General features: G+C 60.8%; 15 protein-coding genes. 7 read left to right on the top strand and 8 right to left on the bottom strand.

Translation table 11 applies throughout. The features are described from left to right. Nucleotides 1-39: 39 nt before the first annotated feature. Nucleotides 40-561 carry a ribosome biogenesis factor YjgA gene (gene yjgA / locus ABWL43_RS04465; protein WP_083360139.1) on the top strand — a complete coding sequence of 174 codons (522 nt, stop codon included), beginning with the start codon at nt 40-42 and terminating at the stop codon, nt 559-561. Nucleotides 562-606: 45 nt separating this feature from the next. On the opposite strand, the gene tldD is transcribed toward yjgA, so the two are convergent. From tldD to mreB, 8 genes are all read right to left on the bottom strand, one after another. Continuing rightward, nucleotides 607-2,049, bottom strand: a complete 1,443-nt coding sequence (tldD, locus tag ABWL43_RS04460) for a metalloprotease TldD (RefSeq protein WP_145165191.1) — start codon at nt 2,047-2,049, stop codon at nt 607-609. A 16-nt stretch (nt 2,050-2,065) separates the two neighbouring features. Further along, a complete protein-coding gene (locus ABWL43_RS04455) occupies nt 2,066-2,914 on the bottom strand; it encodes a carbon-nitrogen hydrolase family protein (protein ID WP_404486914.1) in 849 nt (282 codons plus the stop codon). Between the two features lie 48 nt (nt 2,915-2,962). Continuing rightward, nucleotides 2,963-6,778, bottom strand: a complete 3,816-nt coding sequence (locus ABWL43_RS04450; RefSeq protein WP_404486912.1) for a YhdP family protein — start codon at nt 6,776-6,778, stop codon at nt 2,963-2,965. Between the two features lie 76 nt (nt 6,779-6,854). Further along, on the bottom strand, nt 6,855-8,312 hold the full coding sequence (gene rng, locus ABWL43_RS04445) for a ribonuclease G (RefSeq protein ID WP_010213134.1): 1,458 nt from the start codon (nt 8,310-8,312) through the stop codon (nt 6,855-6,857). A gap of 70 nt (nt 8,313-8,382) precedes the next feature. Then, nucleotides 8,383-8,979, bottom strand: coding sequence for a nucleoside triphosphate pyrophosphatase (locus ABWL43_RS04440; protein WP_262207095.1), 597 nt, complete (start codon nt 8,977-8,979; stop codon nt 8,383-8,385). Between the two features lie 51 nt (nt 8,980-9,030). Next, nucleotides 9,031-9,519 (bottom strand): rod shape-determining protein MreD, encoded by a 489-nt coding sequence (gene mreD / locus ABWL43_RS04435; protein ID WP_017138250.1) that lies wholly within the window; start codon nt 9,517-9,519, stop codon nt 9,031-9,033. After that, on the bottom strand, nt 9,519-10,658 hold the full coding sequence (mreC, locus tag ABWL43_RS04430) for a rod shape-determining protein MreC (RefSeq protein WP_404488368.1): 1,140 nt from the start codon (nt 10,656-10,658) through the stop codon (nt 9,519-9,521). Before mreC ends, mreD begins: the two co-directional genes overlap by 1 nt. A 139-nt stretch (nt 10,659-10,797) precedes the next feature. After that, a complete protein-coding gene (gene mreB / locus ABWL43_RS04425) occupies nt 10,798-11,835 on the bottom strand; it encodes a rod shape-determining protein MreB (RefSeq protein WP_002555108.1) in 1,038 nt (345 codons plus the stop codon). Between the two features lie 210 nt (nt 11,836-12,045). Between mreB and gatC the strand changes: the two genes are divergently transcribed. The 6 genes from gatC to ABWL43_RS04395 all read left to right on the top strand — a co-directional run bounded on the left by gatC (nt 12,046) and on the right by ABWL43_RS04395 (nt 17,272). Next, nucleotides 12,046-12,333 (top strand): Asp-tRNA(Asn)/Glu-tRNA(Gln) amidotransferase subunit GatC, encoded by a 288-nt coding sequence (gene gatC, locus ABWL43_RS04420; RefSeq protein WP_003171764.1) that lies wholly within the window; start codon nt 12,046-12,048, stop codon nt 12,331-12,333. A gap of 16 nt (nt 12,334-12,349) precedes the next feature. Continuing rightward, entirely contained in the window at nt 12,350-13,801 is a 1,452-nt protein-coding gene (gatA, locus tag ABWL43_RS04415; protein WP_242194709.1) for an Asp-tRNA(Asn)/Glu-tRNA(Gln) amidotransferase subunit GatA, read from the top strand. A 10-nt stretch (nt 13,802-13,811) separates the two neighbouring features. Next, the gene (gene gatB, locus ABWL43_RS04410) at nt 13,812-15,257 is read left to right on the top strand and encodes an Asp-tRNA(Asn)/Glu-tRNA(Gln) amidotransferase subunit GatB (protein WP_404486907.1); all 1,446 of its coding nucleotides are present in this window, start codon (nt 13,812-13,814) and stop codon (nt 15,255-15,257) included. A gap of 158 nt (nt 15,258-15,415) precedes the next feature. Next, on the top strand, nt 15,416-15,787 hold the full coding sequence (locus tag ABWL43_RS04405) for a septal ring lytic transglycosylase RlpA family protein (RefSeq protein WP_404486905.1): 372 nt from the start codon (nt 15,416-15,418) through the stop codon (nt 15,785-15,787). Nucleotides 15,788-15,845: 58 nt separating this feature from the next. Beyond that, nucleotides 15,846-16,892, top strand: coding sequence for a calcium/sodium antiporter (locus tag ABWL43_RS04400; RefSeq protein ID WP_145165304.1), 1,047 nt, complete (start codon nt 15,846-15,848; stop codon nt 16,890-16,892). Then, the gene (locus ABWL43_RS04395) at nt 16,889-17,272 is read left to right on the top strand and encodes a carboxymuconolactone decarboxylase family protein (protein WP_106578660.1); all 384 of its coding nucleotides are present in this window, start codon (nt 16,889-16,891) and stop codon (nt 17,270-17,272) included. The genes ABWL43_RS04400 and ABWL43_RS04395 overlap by 4 nt, the downstream gene beginning before the upstream one ends.

Genomic DNA, 17,272 nt, shown 5'->3' with positions numbered 1-17,272 from the left:
ACTGGTTATCATGGCGGCGTTTCTTTGCGGACTGCCACCATGGTTGATTCTTACGACGACTCCCTCGATGGGGAGAAAAGCAAAACCCAGGTCAAACGCGAGCTGCATGCTCTGGTTGACCTTGGCGAGCGCCTTACAACGCTCAAGCCGGATTTGGTTGCAAAACTGCCACTGACCGACGAAATGCGCCGGGCCCTGGCGGATGCGCCCAAGCACACCGCGAATATCGCGCGTAAACGGCACATCATGTTTATCGGCAAATTGATGCGCGATCAGGACACTGACGCCATTCTGACGTTGCTCGATCAACTCGATGCCTCCACTCGCCAGTACAACGAACGTTTCCATAACCTGGAACGTTGGCGTGACCGCCTGATTTCGGGCGATGACGCTGTACTGGAGAAATTCGTGGTGGACTACCCGGACGCGGACCGCCAGCAACTGCGCTCCCTGATCCGTCAGGCCCAGCACGAACTGGCGCAAAACAAGGCTCCGGCCACCAGCCGTAAAATTTTCAAGTACATCCGTGAGCTGGACGAGACTCAACGCGGCCTGCGCTGATCCTCTTCCCCGGGTGGCGTTCTGCGCCACCCGAAGCTCCACCGCTTACGACCCCGTGCCACCCACGGTGATCGCATCAATCTTCAAGGTTGGCTGGCCAACGCCGACCGGCACCGACTGCCCATCCTTGCCGCATGTGCCCACGCCGCTGTCCAGCGACAGGTCGTTACCGACCATCGACACCTTGCTCATGGCTTCCGGCCCGTTACCAATCAACGTCGCCCCTTTGACCGGCGCGGTAATCTTGCCGTCTTCGATCAGGTACGCCTCGCTGGTGGAGAACACAAACTTGCCGCTGGTGATATCCACCTGGCCGCCGCCGAGGTTGGCGCAGTAGATCCCGCGTTTGACCGAGGCGATGATTTCCGCCGGATCGCTTTGGCCACCGAGCATGTAGGTATTGGTCATACGTGGCATCGGCAAGTGCGCGTAGGACTCGCGACGGCCGTTACCGGTGCGCGCCACGCCCATCAGGCGCGCATTGAGTTTGTCTTGCATGTAGCCCTTGAGCACACCGTTTTCAATCAGCGTGGTGCACTCGGTCGGCGTGCCTTCGTCATCAACGCTCAACGAACCACGGCGACCCGCCAAGGTACCGTCGTCGACAATGGTGCACAGCTTGGACGCGACCATCTCGCCCATGCGCCCGCTGTAGGCCGAACTGCCCTTGCGATTGAAGTCGCCTTCCAGGCCGTGGCCCACCGCTTCGTGCAGCAAAACCCCAGACCAGCCCGAACCCAACACCACCGGCAAGGTACCGGCGGGTGCAGGGATGGCTTCCAGGTTAACCAGCGCCTGGCGCAGCGCCTCGCGGGCATAGCCCATGGCGCGGTCATCAGAAAGGAAATAACGGTAGTCGGTACGCCCGCCGCCGCCATGGCCACCGCGCTCGCGGCGACCATTCTGCTCAACGATCACGCTGACATTAAACCGTACCAACGGCCGTACATCCGCCGCCAGCCCGCCGTCGGTGGACGCCACCAGAATGCGTTCCCACACACCGGCCATGCTCACGGTCACTTGCTGTATGCGCGGGTCGAGGGCGCGGGTAGCGGCGTCGATACGCTTGAGCAAATCGACCTTTTCCGCACGGCTGATCACTTCCAGAGGGTTATCCGGCGCGTACAACTGCGCCACATCCTGGGTACTGAACGCCTGCACCGTGCCGTTCTGGCCAGCGCGGGAAATCGAGCGCGCTGCGCGGGCCGCCAGACCCAGCGCTTCAAGGGTGATGGCATTACTGTAGGCAAACCCGGTCTTTTCACCGGATTGCGCACGCACGCCCACGCCCTGGTCAAGGTTGAAACTGCCTTCCTTGACGATGCCGTCTTCGAGGGCCCATGACTCGGAAATCTGCCCCTGGAAATACAGGTCCGCCGCGTCGATGCCTGGCCCGGCCAGGTCGCCGAGCACGGTTTGCAAGCTTTCGATGGTCACGCCACCGGGTGCCAGGAGGTGTTCACTGACTGAGGACAACAACTCGCTCATAGGTTTGGCCTTAAATTCATCGTTCCGAAGCAGGCCGCTGCGCGCCCTGCGAGAAAAAGCGCCGATGGTTGACCACCGGCATGCGCGCCCGTATCGACGCTTGTTCATTGCTATCGCGTTCGGCCAACAACACCGCTTCGCCCTGATCCTGTTGTGTCAGCACGCGCCCCCAAGGGTCGACAATCGCTGCGTGGCCAAAGGTTTCCCGTGGGCCTGGGTGTACGCCGCCTTGGGCAGCTGCCAGCAAGTAGCACTGGGTTTCAATGGCTCGCGCCCGAATCAGTACGTCCCAATGCGCAGCACCGGTTACCGCTGTAAACGCCGAGGGGGCGGTAATCAATTCAGCCCCCGCCGCGCGCAATTCGCTGTACAGCTCGGGGAACCGCAGGTCGTAGCACACCGTCAGGCCCAATCGCCCCACCGGCGTGTCCGCTACTACCACATTGCTCCCGAAAGCATAGTCGTCAGATTCGCGATAACGACCCCGCGCATCTGCTACATCCACATCGAACAAGTGCAGCTTGTCGTAACGGGCGACGATTTCGCCCTGATCATCGATCAGCAGCGAGCAAGCGTTGGACTTGGCATTGGGTTGGTCCTTGGGCGGCAACGGCATAGTACCGGCCACTATCCATAAGGTGAGGTCGCGAGCGGTCTGTTTCAACCACGGCAGGATCGGGCCTTCGCCCAAAGCTTCGGCGCGGCCGAGATCGGCTATGTCACGGCGGCCCATGGCGGCGAAGTTCTCCGGCAGTACCGCCAGCTTCGCGCCGCCCGCCGCCGCTTGCTCCAGCAAGCGCCTGGCCTGGGCCAGGTTGGCCAGAACATCGCTCTGGCTGACCATCTGAATTACCGCAAAGGACATAGGCCGACACTCCGAAAAGGGCATGCGGCCATGCTACTCCACAGCCTCTCAGTTTGGTTTTTCAAATGGCTTGTCGAAGGTGATTTTTGGATCCTTCCAAGGCCCTTGCACCTTGTACTGCACGCTGGCGAAGCGCGAAACACGATCGCCAATCAACTTGTCGATCAAAAACAGCGCGCCACCAATGGCCGGTGCACCGACAATCAAAGCGGCAATTGGCAGGTTATTGGTCACCGGCAACGTGACCAGCAGCTTGGCGTCGACGCGGTCGGCTACCAGGTCCAGCGTGCCGTTGAGCTCCAGGTTGGTGGAAGGCCCGGTCATGGTGATGGGTTCACGCGTCACGAACACGCCATTGCTGGCCGCGAGCAAGCCTTTGACCCGGTCATAGCTCAAGCCTTTGCCGAGCAAGTCCGAGAAGTCCAGACGCAAACGGCGCCCGATGGAGTTGAAATTCAGCAGGCCAAATACCCGCAGAGCCTGCGCGCCACCTTCGACCTCAACGAACTGGCCTTTGCGGAACGCTGCATCCAGGCTACCGGAGAAACGCTTGGGACCGACCCAAGCCGGCGAGCCCGGCCAGCGACCGTCCACATCCAGATGGAAGTCTTCACTGGTTACCGTCGGCGCGAACCCCCAGCCTTTGAGCACATCGGCGATGTTCTTGCCGTCCAGGCGGCCTTTGTACCAACTGCTGCTGTTACCCGGCGCGCCTTCCCAACCACCAGCGCCGTTGAGCTGCATGCCTTTGAGGCCAAGGTCCAGATTGTTGAAGGCCAGGCCTTTGGCCGTCGGCCGTACTTTCAGTGACCAGGCGCCCACCAAGTCCGGCCCCTGGAACAGTTGATTGATGGAGATATCCAGCGCTGGAATGTCCTTGGGGTCGACATCCGCCAACGGGTCTGGCGCGTTTTCGTCGGCCTGTGCCTTCGGATCCACCGCTGGCAATTTCACGTACTGCAGGTTGATTGCAATAGGCGCGCCCTTGGCATCCGGAAGGTTCACAGCACCTTTGGCTTGCTGACTGTCGAACTGCAACCCCCATGCGGCCGGTTTGCGGTCAAGTTGCAGGTTGACCTGGTCAAATTGGGTACCAAAACCGCTCAACTTGCCCACCTTGAAATCAGCACCGCTGAGCAGTTGCTTGGCATTGCCGCCTGGGTCATTGCCGGCGTAACGGTCGACCAGTTTTTTCCATGGGTCTATATCCAGCTCCGACAGCACGCCACGAATGCGCAAGCCTTTGGCAGCCGGCAGCACGGCATCACCGTCCCCCAGGAACAACTCCCCACGACCCTCATTGAATTTGTCCGGAGGCGACGCAAAGGTGAAGCTCGCCAGCTCGCCATAATCGAACCAGTAGCGGCGCTCGGCCCCCTGCAAGGTCATGCGGAACACGCTGTCGCGCCCCTGGCTGGCGGGCATGCCAAACGGTGCGGGCAGATCGACCGCTACGCCTTTCATGTTGGAACTGACCATCAGTTGGCTGTCGGCGCCGTCCAGCGTCACTTGCAATTGGTAGGGGATATCGCCGGACACCGGCAGCGGCTGGCTAATTTTCAACCAGTCCGTCAGGCGCTTGACCGTGACCTGCCCCTTGGCGGTGATACGCGTGCTGATAGTGCCCGGTTTGCCATCAGCAACGATCTGCGCGGTGATCGGACGATCAAACGCCTGGGCGGAGATGTTCTGGCCGCTCAGCCCCTTGGTGCTGTCGAAGCGGAAATCGCCCTTGAGCTGGCTCAAATCCAGAGTCGGCTCGGCCAATTGCAGGCGGGACTTGTCGGTCTGGAAATCCACCACGATCTTGGGTTCGGTGCCTTTGACCAGCGGAATATCCAGGTCCAGCTTGCCTTGCAGGTCGCCCTCGCCTTTCCAGCCGGCAAACGTCGAGCCAGTGCCGATCGGCGCGTCCTGAAGGATCTTCAAGCCATCCCCCAGGCCACCTGCGAATCCACCGGTGATCAGCAAATGACTGTCTTTACCGGCTGGCGCGTGAGGAATATTGACGTAAACGTCCTTGACCTTGGTGTCGAGCAATTGGCCCTTGCTCGCCAGGATGCGCACGCCGCTCTCCTCGACAAACACTTCACCATTGACCTTGCTCACATGCGGCCAGCCGGGCTGGAACGCCAGTTCGGCATCGTGCACCTTGAAGAACAGACTGATATTGCGTGCAGCCGGCAGCCCGTCATGGTTCAGCGAACCTTGGTACTGGAAGAAACCTTGGTCAACCGCGCCTTTGAGAATCGCTGTGCGCAACCACTCATCCAGCGACGGGCTCAATACCGCCGGCAAATACTTGGGTGTAAAACGGCCATCGCCATCGACCATGCCGACCCGCAGGTCCATATAGTCTTCCTGGCTATGGTCGAAATGCAGACGAATCAGGAAGTCTGCCGCAACCTTGCCTTCTTCGCCGAGCACCTTGATGTAGGGGGCGATCAGGGTGAAACCTTCTTTATCCAGCTTCCAGGTCAGGCGTGCATTGGCCTGGATGTACTGCCACGGTTTGGCAAAGATCGGGTACAGGTGCAAGGAGAAGTCCTTGCTGTCCATGCGCAACTCACCGTGCCCCAAGTCGCCGCTGATACTGCCGGATACGTTGCGCGCAGCCGGTGCGCCGAAGTAGGCATCAAACCCGATGCGCTCGAGGTTGGCGGCAAAACTGACCTTCTGATCGCTCGTATCCTGGGGACGGAAATCCACCAGCACGTTGCGTAGCATGCCAGTGGCCTTGAGGTGTTCGACGGTTTTGGCAAAGCCTTCCGGCAGGGGCGCCAAGGCATTCAGCAGCGGCGTGATCGGCGTCAGGTCAAGGCGGTCGGCCTGCAGTTTCCAGACTTCCAGATCCTTGTCGGTAGCCAGGCTCTGCTGCAATTGCAGGCGCGACTCCCAGCGCGTTTCACCAATGTTCATCGCCAGCGAGTCAAACAGCACGTTGAGGCCGCTTTCACTGCGTTGCAGGTAAGCCGTAAGGGCAAGGTTTTCGATATGGACCGGCTTGCGGTCGGCGTAGCTGCCTTTGAGCTGGGGTGAGTTCAGACGCGCCACTGCGCTTTGCACGGTGCCTTTGGCCCAGGTCAGCCAGAATTCGCCGCCGGCCTTGAACTGCGTGACATTCCATTGCTGGGTCAGCCTGCCGGGTATCCATTTGGCCCAGTCGCTTTGCGGCAGGCTCAGGTAAGCCTGGACTTCACCGTCTTTCCAAGCGCTGGCGCGAATACGGGTACGCAGGTTTACAGCCAGTGGCTGGCCATCCGGCAGGGTCAGGCGCGCATCGAGGCGCTGGCGATTGGCGCCGGTGTGCAGGCTCAGGCCCACGTAAGTCAGGGTCAGCGGCGCCTGGCCGAACGGTTGCAGCGTGACCTGGCTATCGAGCAAGGACACGCGCTTGACCATCTGCATGCGCGTCAGCACCTGCTCAGGGTCCAACGGTTGGTCATCTTGCACCGGCAGGCCTTGGAGCGCCCAGTGGCCGTCCTTGTCTTCCTTGACGCTCAACTGCAGCCCGCTGACTTCCAGGTGGGCTATACGCACTTCGCGGGCCATCAGGCTGGCCCAGATATCCGGCACCACCTCAACCTGGTCCAGGCGCAAGGCACTGCTGCCCTCGCCGACCATCACGTCGTGGGCCAGCAACACGGGAGCGAAACCGCTCCAGCGGCCTTCAAGGCTGCCGATTTGCACGGGCATGTCCACCGCAGCCTGAGCCTTGGCTTCGATTTCGGCGCGGTATTCAGCCACCAGCGGGGTCAATTCACGACCCAGGCTCACGTACACCGCAGCCAACACCAGCAGCAAGGCACACAAGCCCAGGCCCCAACGGGTCAAAGCGGCAAAAAAGCGTATCAGACGCTCCATGTCAGGCGACCCTCAAAGCAGTGGACGGACGGCAGATCAAGGTCTGCCGTTCTCGAAGAAATTAAGCGATTGGGGATCAGAGCAGCACCACGTCATATTGTTCCTGGGAATACATGGTTTCGACCTGGAAGCGAATCGTGCGCCCGATAAAACCCTCCAGTTCAGCGACGTTACCAGACTCTTCATCCAGTAACCGATCGACGACTTTCTGGTTGGCGAGCACTCTATAACCTTCGGCTTGATAGGCGCGTGCCTCCCGTAAGATTTCGCGGAAAATCTCGTAGCAAACCGTTTCCGGGGTCTTCAGCTTGCCGCGCCCCTGGCAGCTGCTGCAGGGTTCGCAGAGCACTTGCTCAAGGCTTTCGCGGGTACGCTTGCGGGTCATCTGCACCAGGCCCAGCTCGGTGATGCCGATGATGTTGGTCTTGGCGTGATCGCGCTCCAGTTGCTTCTCGAGGGTACGCAGCACCTGGCGCTGGTGCTCTTCGTCTTCCATGTCGATGAAGTCAATGATGATGATGCCGCCCAGGTTGCGCAGGCGCAGTTGGCGGGCAATCGCGGTGGCGGCTTCGAGGTTGGTCTTGAAGATGGTCTCTTCGAGATTGCGGTGGCCGACAAACGCGCCGGTGTTGACGTCAATGGTGGTCATGGCCTCTGCCGGGTCCACGACCAGATAGCCGCCGGATTTGAGCGGCACTTTGCGCTCCAGGGCTTTCTGGATTTCGTCTTCTACGCCATAAAGATCGAAGATCGGCCGCTCGCCCGGGTAATGCTCGAGGCGGTCGGCTATTTCCGGCATCAATTCGGCGACAAATTGTGTGGTGCGCTGGAAGGTTTCCCGCGAGTCGATGCGAATTTTCTCGATTTTCGGGCTGACCAAATCGCGCAACGTACGCAGCGCGAGGCCAAGGTCTTCATAGATCACGCTCGGCGCGCCAATGGTTTTGATCTGTGCGCCGATCTGGTCCCACAAGCGCCGCAGGTACCTGATGTCCATGAGGATTTCATCGGCGCCGGCGCCTTCTGCGGCCGTGCGCAGGATAAAACCACCCGCTTCCTTGATGCCCTCGGCAGCCACGCAGTCGCTGACCACCTTTTTCAGGCGCTCACGCTCGGCTTCGTCTTCGATTTTCAAAGAAATACCGACATGCGCAGTGCGCGGCATGTACACGAGGTAACGCGAAGGAATCGACAGTTGAGTGGTCAGCCGCGCGCCCTTGGAACCGATCGGGTCCTTGGTGACTTGCACCACCAGGCTCTGCCCTTCGTGTACCAGCGCGCTGATGCTTTCAACCGCAGGGCCTTCGCGCAGGGAGATTTCCGATGCATGGATAAACGCGGCGCGGTCCAGGCCGATGTCGACGAATGCCGCCTGCATGCCCGGCAACACGCGCACCACTTTGCCTTTATAGATATTGCCGACAATGCCGCGCTTCTGGGTGCGCTCGACGTGCACTTCTTGCAGAACACCGTTCTCTACCACCGCCACGCGCGATTCCATCGGCGTGATATTGATCAGAATCTCTTCACTCATGGCTGGGTCTCGTTCAGGCGTTTTCACAATAGTGACCGATCGCTTAAGGCTTGGCGCTGGAATACGGCGTTCAGCGCGCGGTAAGGTTTTGCCAACAGGGTATGCCGAATTGACCAAGCAGTTGCGCGGTTTCGCACACAGGCAGGCCTACCACGGCGGAATAGCTGCCATTGAGCCCGGCGACAAACACCGATCCAAGCCCCTGGATAGCATAGCCGCCCGCCTTGTCCTGAGGTTCGCCGCTGCGCCAGTAGGTTGTAGCCTCCTCGACAGAAATAGCGCGAAAACGTACCCGGCTGCTCACACATCGAGTTTCGCTGCGCTCGCCGTCGGTGACGGCAATGGCGGTGAGGACTTCATGCTCGCGTCCCGACAGGGCCATCAACATCGCCAGGGCGTCGGCCTGGTCAACCGGTTTGCCAAGGATCTGACCATCAACGATCACGGCCGTGTCGGCGCCGAGCACGCAGGCGCCGGCAGTCTTTTCAAGCGCAGCAAAACCCGCCGTGGCCTTGCCGTGCGCAAGGCGCTCGACGTAGGCAACGGCGGATTCGTTTGTAAGAGGAGTTTCATCAATGGCGGCGCTGACCACGGTGAAAGGCACACCGATCTGCGTCAGCAGTTCACGCCGCCTTGGGGAGCCCGAGGCCAGATAAAGCGAATTCATTGCAGACTCTCCCTGTAGGGTTCGATAACCAGGCAGAGCCTCGCAATCCATTCAATTGATTTTATAGCGGCGACGTAAACCACGCAGGCCGAAGCTGACCCAAGGCCACAGCAATGCACTGACCAGGGCCGGCAATACCAGGGCAAGGGTCGGCTGGCGGTTACCGGTCAAGGCGCTGAGCCACAGCTGCACCAACTGCGCCAGGCCGAAGATCACCAGGATCACCAGGCACTGCTGCCACATCGGGAACATGCGCAACCGCTGCTGCAATGACAGCACCAGGAAAGTAATCAGGGTCAGGATCAGCGCGTTCTGGCCCAGCAAGGTGCCATAGAGCACGTCCTCCGCCAAGCCCAGGCACATCGCCGTGACCATGCCTACCTTGTGCGGCAAGGTCAGCGACCAGAACGCCAGGAGCAAGGCGAGCCAGAGCGGTCGCAGGATTTCCATGAATTGCGGCAACGGCGAAACGCTGAGCAGCAAGCCGATGGCGAAGGTCAGCCAGACGATCCAGCCATTGCGCGAATGCGTACCGGCCATTATTCCTCCCTCTGCCGCGTGGTTGCCGGCGCTGCGGCCGCTGGTCGGGTTGCCGACATGGCAGGCGGTTTAGCCGCTGGCGCGGTGGCGGCCGGCGTGGTGACCGTTGGCTTGGCCGCAGCCGGTTTGGCCGAGCGAGCGCTGTGGGCCGCAGGTTTGACGGGCGTCGCCACTGGCGCGACCGAGGTCGCCGCAGGTGCAGGCGGCCCCACGAAGGCTGGTTTTGGCACCGTGGCAGGAATGACCGGCGCGGTGCCGTTCTGCTTGTCTTCTGCTTCCTGCGCCTGGGCAGCGTCGTTGGCACGCTCTTCCGGCGTACGGTTGTCGCTGAACACCAGCAACAGGTAACGGCTGCGGTTCAAGGCCGCCGTCGGTACCGCACGCACAATGGCGAACGGCTGGCCGGAATCGTGGATGACTTCCTTGACCGTCGCTACCGGGTAACCCGCGGGGAACCGCTGACCCAGGCCGGAACTGACCAACAGGTCGCCTTCCTTGATGTCGGCAGTGTCGGCCACATGGCGCAACTCAAGACGCTCCGGGTTACCGGTACCGCTGGCAATCGCGCGCAAGCCGTTGCGGTTGACCTGTACGGGAATGCTGTGGGTGGTGTCCGTCAGCAGTAATACGCGCGAAGTGTAGGGCATCAACTCGACCACCTGGCCCATCAGGCCACGGGCGTCGAGCACCGGTTGACCCAGGACCACACCGTCGCGCTCACCCTTGTTGATGATGATGCGATGGGTAAAAGGGTTGGGGTCCATGCCGATCAACTCGGCCACTTCGACCTTCTCGTTGACCAATGCCGAAGAGTTAAGCAACTCGCGCAGCCGAACGTTCTGCTCGGTGAGGGCCGCCAGCTTTTGCATGCGCCCCTGCAACAGCAGGTTTTCAGTCTTGAGTTTTTCGTTCTCGGCGACAAGCTCAGTGCGGCTGCCGAACTGGCTGGCCACGCCCTGATAGAGCCGTTGCGGCAGGTCGGTGATCCAGTAAGTCTGCATCAACACCAGCGACATCTGGCTACGCACGGGCTTGAGCAGTGCAAAGCGGGCATCGACCACCATCAGCGCGACCGAAAGCACGACCAGCACCAATAAGCGCACGCCCAATGAGGGGCCTTTGGCGAAAAGCGGTTTAATAAGCCGCTCCTCCCGGGCAAATGTTCTCTTTATTCATACGGCATCAAACCGGCCTGGATGCAGATTGAAGAAGATAAACGCCAACAGGCAGCACTGCAAAGTGCTGCCTGCGGGCGAAGCATGAACCATTCCGGCAATCTTATTCGCTGGAAAGCAGGTCCATGGTGTGTTTATCCATCATTTCCAGTGCACGGCCACCACCACGGGCGACGCAGGTCAGCGGGTCTTCGGCGACGATCACCGGCAGGCCTGTTTCCTGGGCCAGCAGCTTGTCGAGGTCGCGCAGCAAGGCGCCACCACCGGTCAGCACCAGGCCACGCTCGGCGATGTCGGAAGCCAGCTCCGGAGGCGATTGCTCCAGGGCGCTCTTCACTGCCTGAACAATGGTGGCCAGGGACTCTTGCAGAGCTTCCAGCACTTCATTGGAGTTCAGGGTGAAAGCACGTGGAACGCCTTCGGCCAGGTTGCGACCGCGAACATCAACTTCGCGAACTTCGCCGCCCGGGTAAGCGGTGCCGATTTCCTGCTTGATGCGCTCGGCGGTGGATTCGCCGATCAAGCTGCCGTAGTTACGACGCACATAAGTAATGATCGCTTCATCGAAACGGTCGCCGCCTACACGCACGGATTCGGCGTACACCACACCGTTCAGGGAAATCAGGGCGATTTCAGTGGTACCACCACCGATATCCACCACCATCGAACCGCGCGCTTCTTCGACCGGCAAGCCGGCGCCGATAGCGGCAGCCATAGGCTCTTCGATCAGGAATACTTCGCGGGCACCGGCGCCAAGGGCCGATTCACGGATGGCACGACGCTCAACCTGGGTGGACTTGCACGGAACGCAGATCAGCACACGAGGGCTGGGCTGCAGGAAACTGTTTTCGTGAACCTTGTTGATGAAGTACTGCAGCATCTTCTCGCAGACGCTGAAGTCGGCGATCACGCCGTCCTTCATCGGACGAATGGCAGCGATGTTGCCTGGTGTTCGGCCGAGCATGCGCTTGGCCTCGGTGCCAACGGCAACGACACTTTTCTGATTACCATGGGTCCGAATGGCCACAACCGATGGCTCATTCAGAACGATACCGCGCTCGCGCACGTAAATAAGGGTGTTGGCAGTGCCCAGGTCAATGGAAAGATCGCTGGAAAACATGCCACGCAGTTTCTTGAACATGGGGAAAGGACCCTAGGCAACGCGTGGGTAAAAAAGTGCGGCAAACTCTAACAACGACAGGGATTTTGGGCAAGGCGCCAATGTGCTAAATTGGCCGACTTTCTGTGCACCAACCCCCACAATCGCGGCCATATGACCGTAGAAATGCGGTAGTGTTCCGACAATCTAACACACGGACGCCCTCCGTTCTGTTTTCCACTGGAGAATCCCATGGCGCTTGAACGCTCCGACGTGGAAAAAATCGCTCATCTGGCCTCGCTTGGCCTGAATGAAGCCGATCTTCCACAGACCACCGCAGCCCTGAACAGCATTCTCGGGCTGGTTGACCAAATGCAGGCCGTCAATACCGACGGCATCGAGCCCCTGGCTCACCCGCTGGAAGCCAGCCAGCGCCTGCGCGCAGACGTTGTGACCGAGCGAAATAATCGCGAGGCCTACCAGTCCATCGCGCCAGCGGTCGAAAACGGCCTGTACCTGGTTCCGAAAGTCATCGACTAAAGGGAAAGAGCCTTTCATGCATCACATGACTCTGGCCGAGATCGCCCGCGGTCTCGCCGACAAAAAGTTTTCTTCCGAAGAGCTGACCAAGACCCTGCTTGCGCGCATCGCCGAGCTTGATCCGAAGGTCAACAGCTTCATCAGCCTCACCCAGGAACTGGCCCTGAGCCAGGCCAAGGCCGCCGACGTACGTCGCGCCAACGGTGAGAATGGCGCACTGCTGGGCGCACCAATCGCCCACAAAGACCTGTTCTGCACCCAGGGCATTCGCACCAGTTGCGGCTCGAAGATGCTCGACAACTTCAAAGCGCCCTACGATGCCACCGTGGTGTCCAAGCTGGCCGCCGCGGGCGCAGTGACCCTGGGCAAGACCAACATGGACGAATTCGCCATGGGTTCTGCCAACGAGTCGAGCTACTACGGCGCCGTGAAAAACCCGTGGAACCTGGATCACGTGCCAGGCGGTTCGTCCGGTGGTTCGGCTGCCGCCGTTGCCGCGCGCTTCCTGCCGGCGGCTACCGCTACCGACACCGGCGGCTCGATCCGTCAGCCCGCCGCGTTCACCAACCTCACCGGTTTGAAGCCGACCTACGGTCGTGTTTCGCGTTGGGGCATGATCGCCTACGCCTCCAGCCTGGATCAGGGCGGCCCGCTGGCACGCACCGCTGAAGACTGCGCGATTTTGTTACAAGGTATGGCCGGGTTTGATAAGCAGGACTCCACCAGCATCGATGAGCCGGTGCCGGACTACAGCGCCAGCCTCAATACCTCGCTCAAAGGCCTGCGTATTGGCGTGCCGAAAGAGTATTTCAGCGCCGGCCTCGACCCGCGTATCGCCGAACTGGTGCACAACAGCGTCAAGACGCTGGAACAGCTCGGCGCCGTGATCAAGGAAATCAGCCTGCCGAACAACCAGCACGCGATTCCGGCCTACTACGTGATCGCGCCGGCAGAAGCCTCCTCCAACCTGTCGCGTTTCGACGGCGTGCGCTTCGGCTATCGCTGTGAAAACCCGAAAGGCCTCGAAGACCTGTACAAACGCTCGCGCGGCGAAGGCTTCGGCGCCGAAGTCCAACGTCGGATCATGGTCGGTGCCTACGCCCTGTCCGCCGGCTATTACGACGCGTACTACCTCAAGGCGCAGAAAATCCGTCGCCTGGTCAAGAACGACTTCATGGCTGCCTTCGAAGAAGTCGACGTGATCCTCGGCCCAACCACGCCGAACCCGGCCTGGAAGATCGGCGCCAAGACCGGCGACCCGATCGCCGAGTACCTGGAAGACCTGTACACCATCACCGCCAACCTCGCGGGCTTGCCGGGCTTGTCCATGCCCGCCGGTTTCGTCGATGGCCTGCCGGTCGGTGTGCAATTGCTCGCCCCGTATTTCCAGGAAGGCCGCCTGCTCAATGTGGCGCACCAGTACCAGTTGAACACCGACTGGCACACTCGCACCCCTACCGGCTTCTGAGGAGAACACTATGCAATGGGAAGTTGTGATCGGGCTGGAGATTCATACCCAGCTCGCCACCCAATCGAAGATTTTCTCCGGTAGCGCCACCACGTTCGGCGCAGAGCCCAACACCCAGGCCAGCCTGGTAGACCTGGGCATGCCCGGCGTGCTGCCGGTGCTGAACCAGGAAGCGGTGCGCATGGCGGTGATGTTCGGCCTGGCGATTGATGCCGAGATCGGCCAGCACAACGTGTTCGCGCGCAAGAACTACTTCTACCCGGACCTGCCCAAGGGCTACCAGATCAGCCAGATGGAACTGCCGATCGTCGGCAAGGGCTACCTCGACATCCCACTGGAAGACGGCACCATCAAACGGGTCGGCGTGACCCGCGCGCACCTGGAAGAAGACGCCGGCAAGAGCCTGCACGAAGAATTCCCGGGCGCTACCGGCATCGACTTGAACCGTGCCGGCACGCCGTTGCTGGAAATCGTCTCCGAGCCGGACATGCGCAGCGCCAAGGAAGCCGTGGCCTACGTCAAGACGATCCACGCGCTGGTGCGTTACCTGGGCATCTGCGACGGCAACATGGCCGAAGGCTCGCTGCGTTGCGACTGCAACGTGTCGATCCGTCCTAAAGGCCAGGTCGAGTTCGGCACCCGCTGCGAGATCAAGAACGTCAACTCGTTCCGCTTCATCGAAAAGGCGATCAACAGCGAAGTGCGTCGCCAGATCGACCTGATCGAAGACGGCGGCAAGGTCATCCAGCAAACCCGCCTGTACGACCCGAACAAAGACGAAACCCGTGCCATGCGCAGCAAAGAGGAAGCCAACGACTACCGTTACTTCCCTGACCCGGACCTGTTGCCGGTCGTCCTTGAGGATTCGTTCCTCAATGACATCCGCGCCACCCTGCCGGAATTGCCGCAGCACAAACGCGAGCGCTTCCAGGCGCAGTTCGGCCTGTCGGTCTACGATGCCAGCGTGTTGGCTTCCAGCCGTGAACAAGCCAACTACTTCGAAAAAGTCGTGAGCATTGCTGGCGACGCCAAGCTGGCGGCCAACTGGGTGATGGTTGAGCTGGGCAGCCTGTTGAACAAACAGGGCCTGGAAATCGACGAAGCCCCGGTGACCGCCGAGCAACTGGGCGGCATGCTGCTGCGCATCAAGGACAACACCATCTCCGGCAAAATCGCCAAGACCGTGTTTGAAGCGATGGCCGCAGGCGAAGGCAGCGCCGATGAGATCATCGAGAAGCGCGGCCTCAAGCAAGTCACCGACAGCGGCGCGATCTCGGCCGTGCTCGATGAAATGCTGGCGGCCAACGCCGAACAGGTCGAACAGTACCGCGCCGCAGACGAAGCCAAGCGCGGCAAAATGTTCGGCTTCTTTGTCGGCCAGGCGATGAAAGCCTCCAAAGGCAAAGCCAACCCGCAACAGGTGAACGAATTGCTGAAAAGCAAGCTCGAAGGCTGATTCGCGGTGAAAGGGTCCGGGCGGGATTTCCTACCCAACTCGGCCCCATGTGGGCGCTGGCTTGCCTGCGATAGTATCGCCTCGGTGCAACTGAAACACCGAGGTGCCTGCATCGCAGGCAAGCCAGCTTCCACATTTATAATGGGGACTTACTTAAAGTGAAGCGTCTACTCGGCCTCCTGGCCCTGTTCTCTGCGCTGGCCGGTTGCGCCAGCGGCCTCATCGACCCCAACGGCTACGACGAAACCGGCACCGCCTCCTATTACGGCGCCAAGCACCATGGCAACAAGACTGCCAGCGGTGAACCCTTCAACCAGAACACCCTGACCGCCGCCCATCGGCGCCTGCCCTTCGGCACTCAGGTCAAGGTGACCAATCTCAACAACAACAAATCCGTGGTCGTGCGCATCAATGATCGCGGCCCGCATACCCGTGGGCGCCTGATCGACGTTTCACGCAAGGCTGCCGAACAACTCGGTATGCTGGGCAGCGGCACTGCACGGGTTCGCGTGCAGGCGCTGAGCAACTGATAAAGGAGCCTTGGCCATTTTCGGATTAACCGCCCTCTCGCCCTGGAGCCTGATCGAACTGATCAGCGGCCTGGTGTTGCTGATCGTCGGCGCCGAAATCCTGGTGCGCGCCGCCGTGCGCCTGGCAGCCAGCCTCAAGGTGCGGCCACTGATTATCGGCTTGAGCATCGTCGCTTTCGGCAGCAGTGCGCCGCAGATGACCGTCAGCCTGCAGGCCACCCTGGCCGGCAATACCGATATCGCCGTGGGCAGCGTCATCGGCAGCAGTATCTTCAACACCCTCGTCACCCTGGGCCTGGCGGCGTTGATCATTCCGTTGCGCGTCTCTCGGCAGCTGGTGCGGCTGGACATTCCGGTGATGATCTTCGCCGGCCTCTTGGTGTTTACCCTGGCCGCCAATGAAGAACTGACACCGCTCGACGGCCTCTTTTTAGTGGTTGCGCTGATAGCCTACCTCGGTGTGTTGCACTACCAGACCCGCCATTCTCGCCGTCCGCGCACGCTGGACACGGTGGCCCGCGCGCCCTGGCTGAGCAGCGCGTTGTTGATGCTGGGCGGGTTGTTGATTCTGGTGCTGGCCGGGCATTTGCTGCTGGGCGCAGCGGTGGATGTGGCAAGCGACCTGGGCCTGTCCGAACGCATCATCGGCCTGACGCTGATCGGTGTCGGCACCTCGCTGCCGTGCCTGGCCACTTCGCTGATTGCCGCGCTGCGCGGCGAGCGCGAAATTGCCGTGGGCAACGTGATCGGCAGCAACCTGTTCAACCTGCTCGGCGTGCTGGGGTTCACCGCGCTGGTGGCGCCCTCGCCGTTGTCGGTGTCGCCCAACGCACTGGATTTCGACTTGCCGGTGATGCTCGGCGTGGTGGTGTTGTGCCTGCCGGTGTTCTACAGCGGCTACCGCGTCACCCGCGCTGAAGGCCTGGTGTTTCTGGGGTTGTATCTGGCGTATGGGCTGCATGTGGTGTCGTTCACCTTCGGCATGCCGCTGGCCACCCGGCTTGAACAATTGATGCTGTATTACGTCCTGCCAGCGCTGGTCGCGTTTGTGTTGTTCACCTCGCTGCAAGCCTGGCGCCGCCAACACAAGAGGGAATCGCAATGACCGAACAGAAAAAGTCCGGGGTTGAAATGCGTCGCCAGGTCATGGGCGATGTGTTCGTCGACCGCGCCCTGGGCAATGCCACCGAGTTCACCCAGCCGCTGCAGGATTTCGTCAATGAGCATGCATGGGGCAGCGTGTGGAACCGCGAAGGCCTGCCGTTGAAGACGCGCAGCCTGATCACACTGGCCGCCCTCACCGCCCTCAAGTGCCCGCAGGAACTCAAGGGCCACGTGCGCGGCGCGCTGAACAATGGCTGCACAGTGGAAGAGATTCGCGAAGCACTGCTGCATTGCGCGGTGTATGCCGGTGTGCCGGCGGCGATTGATGCGTTTCGGGCGGCGCAGGAAGTGATTGAGGCGTATCAGGCGGATAAGCCGTGA

The sequence above is a fragment of the Pseudomonas sp. HT11 genome, from assembly GCF_044875395.1.
GTDB lineage: Bacteria > Pseudomonadota > Gammaproteobacteria > Pseudomonadales > Pseudomonadaceae > Aquipseudomonas.
This window is presented reverse-complemented; position numbering and strand designations above follow the sequence as displayed.

Excerpts from the sequence above, each read along its gene's own strand:
- yjgA (WP_083360139.1), top strand. The coding sequence starts at position 40 with ATGGTTGATTCTTACGACGACTCCCTCGATGGGGAGAAAAGCAAAACC.
- tldD (WP_145165191.1), bottom strand. The coding sequence starts at position 2,049 with ATGAGCGAGTTGTTGTCCTCAGTCAGTGAACACCTCCTGGCACCCGGT.
- ABWL43_RS04455 (WP_404486914.1), bottom strand. The coding sequence starts at position 2,914 with ATGTCCTTTGCGGTAATTCAGATGGTCAGCCAGAGCGATGTTCTGGCC.
- ABWL43_RS04450 (WP_404486912.1), bottom strand. The coding sequence starts at position 6,778 with ATGGAGCGTCTGATACGCTTTTTTGCCGCTTTGACCCGTTGGGGCCTG.
- rng (WP_010213134.1), bottom strand. The coding sequence starts at position 8,312 with ATGAGTGAAGAGATTCTGATCAATATCACGCCGATGGAATCGCGCGTG.
- ABWL43_RS04440 (WP_262207095.1), bottom strand. The coding sequence starts at position 8,979 with ATGAATTCGCTTTATCTGGCCTCGGGCTCCCCAAGGCGGCGTGAACTG.
- mreD (WP_017138250.1), bottom strand. The coding sequence starts at position 9,519 with ATGGCCGGTACGCATTCGCGCAATGGCTGGATCGTCTGGCTGACCTTC.
- mreB (WP_002555108.1), bottom strand. The coding sequence starts at position 11,835 with ATGTTCAAGAAACTGCGTGGCATGTTTTCCAGCGATCTTTCCATTGAC.
- gatC (WP_003171764.1), top strand. The coding sequence starts at position 12,046 with ATGGCGCTTGAACGCTCCGACGTGGAAAAAATCGCTCATCTGGCCTCG.
- gatA (WP_242194709.1), top strand. The coding sequence starts at position 12,350 with ATGCATCACATGACTCTGGCCGAGATCGCCCGCGGTCTCGCCGACAAA.
- gatB (WP_404486907.1), top strand. The coding sequence starts at position 13,812 with ATGCAATGGGAAGTTGTGATCGGGCTGGAGATTCATACCCAGCTCGCC.
- ABWL43_RS04395 (WP_106578660.1), top strand. The coding sequence starts at position 16,889 with ATGACCGAACAGAAAAAGTCCGGGGTTGAAATGCGTCGCCAGGTCATG.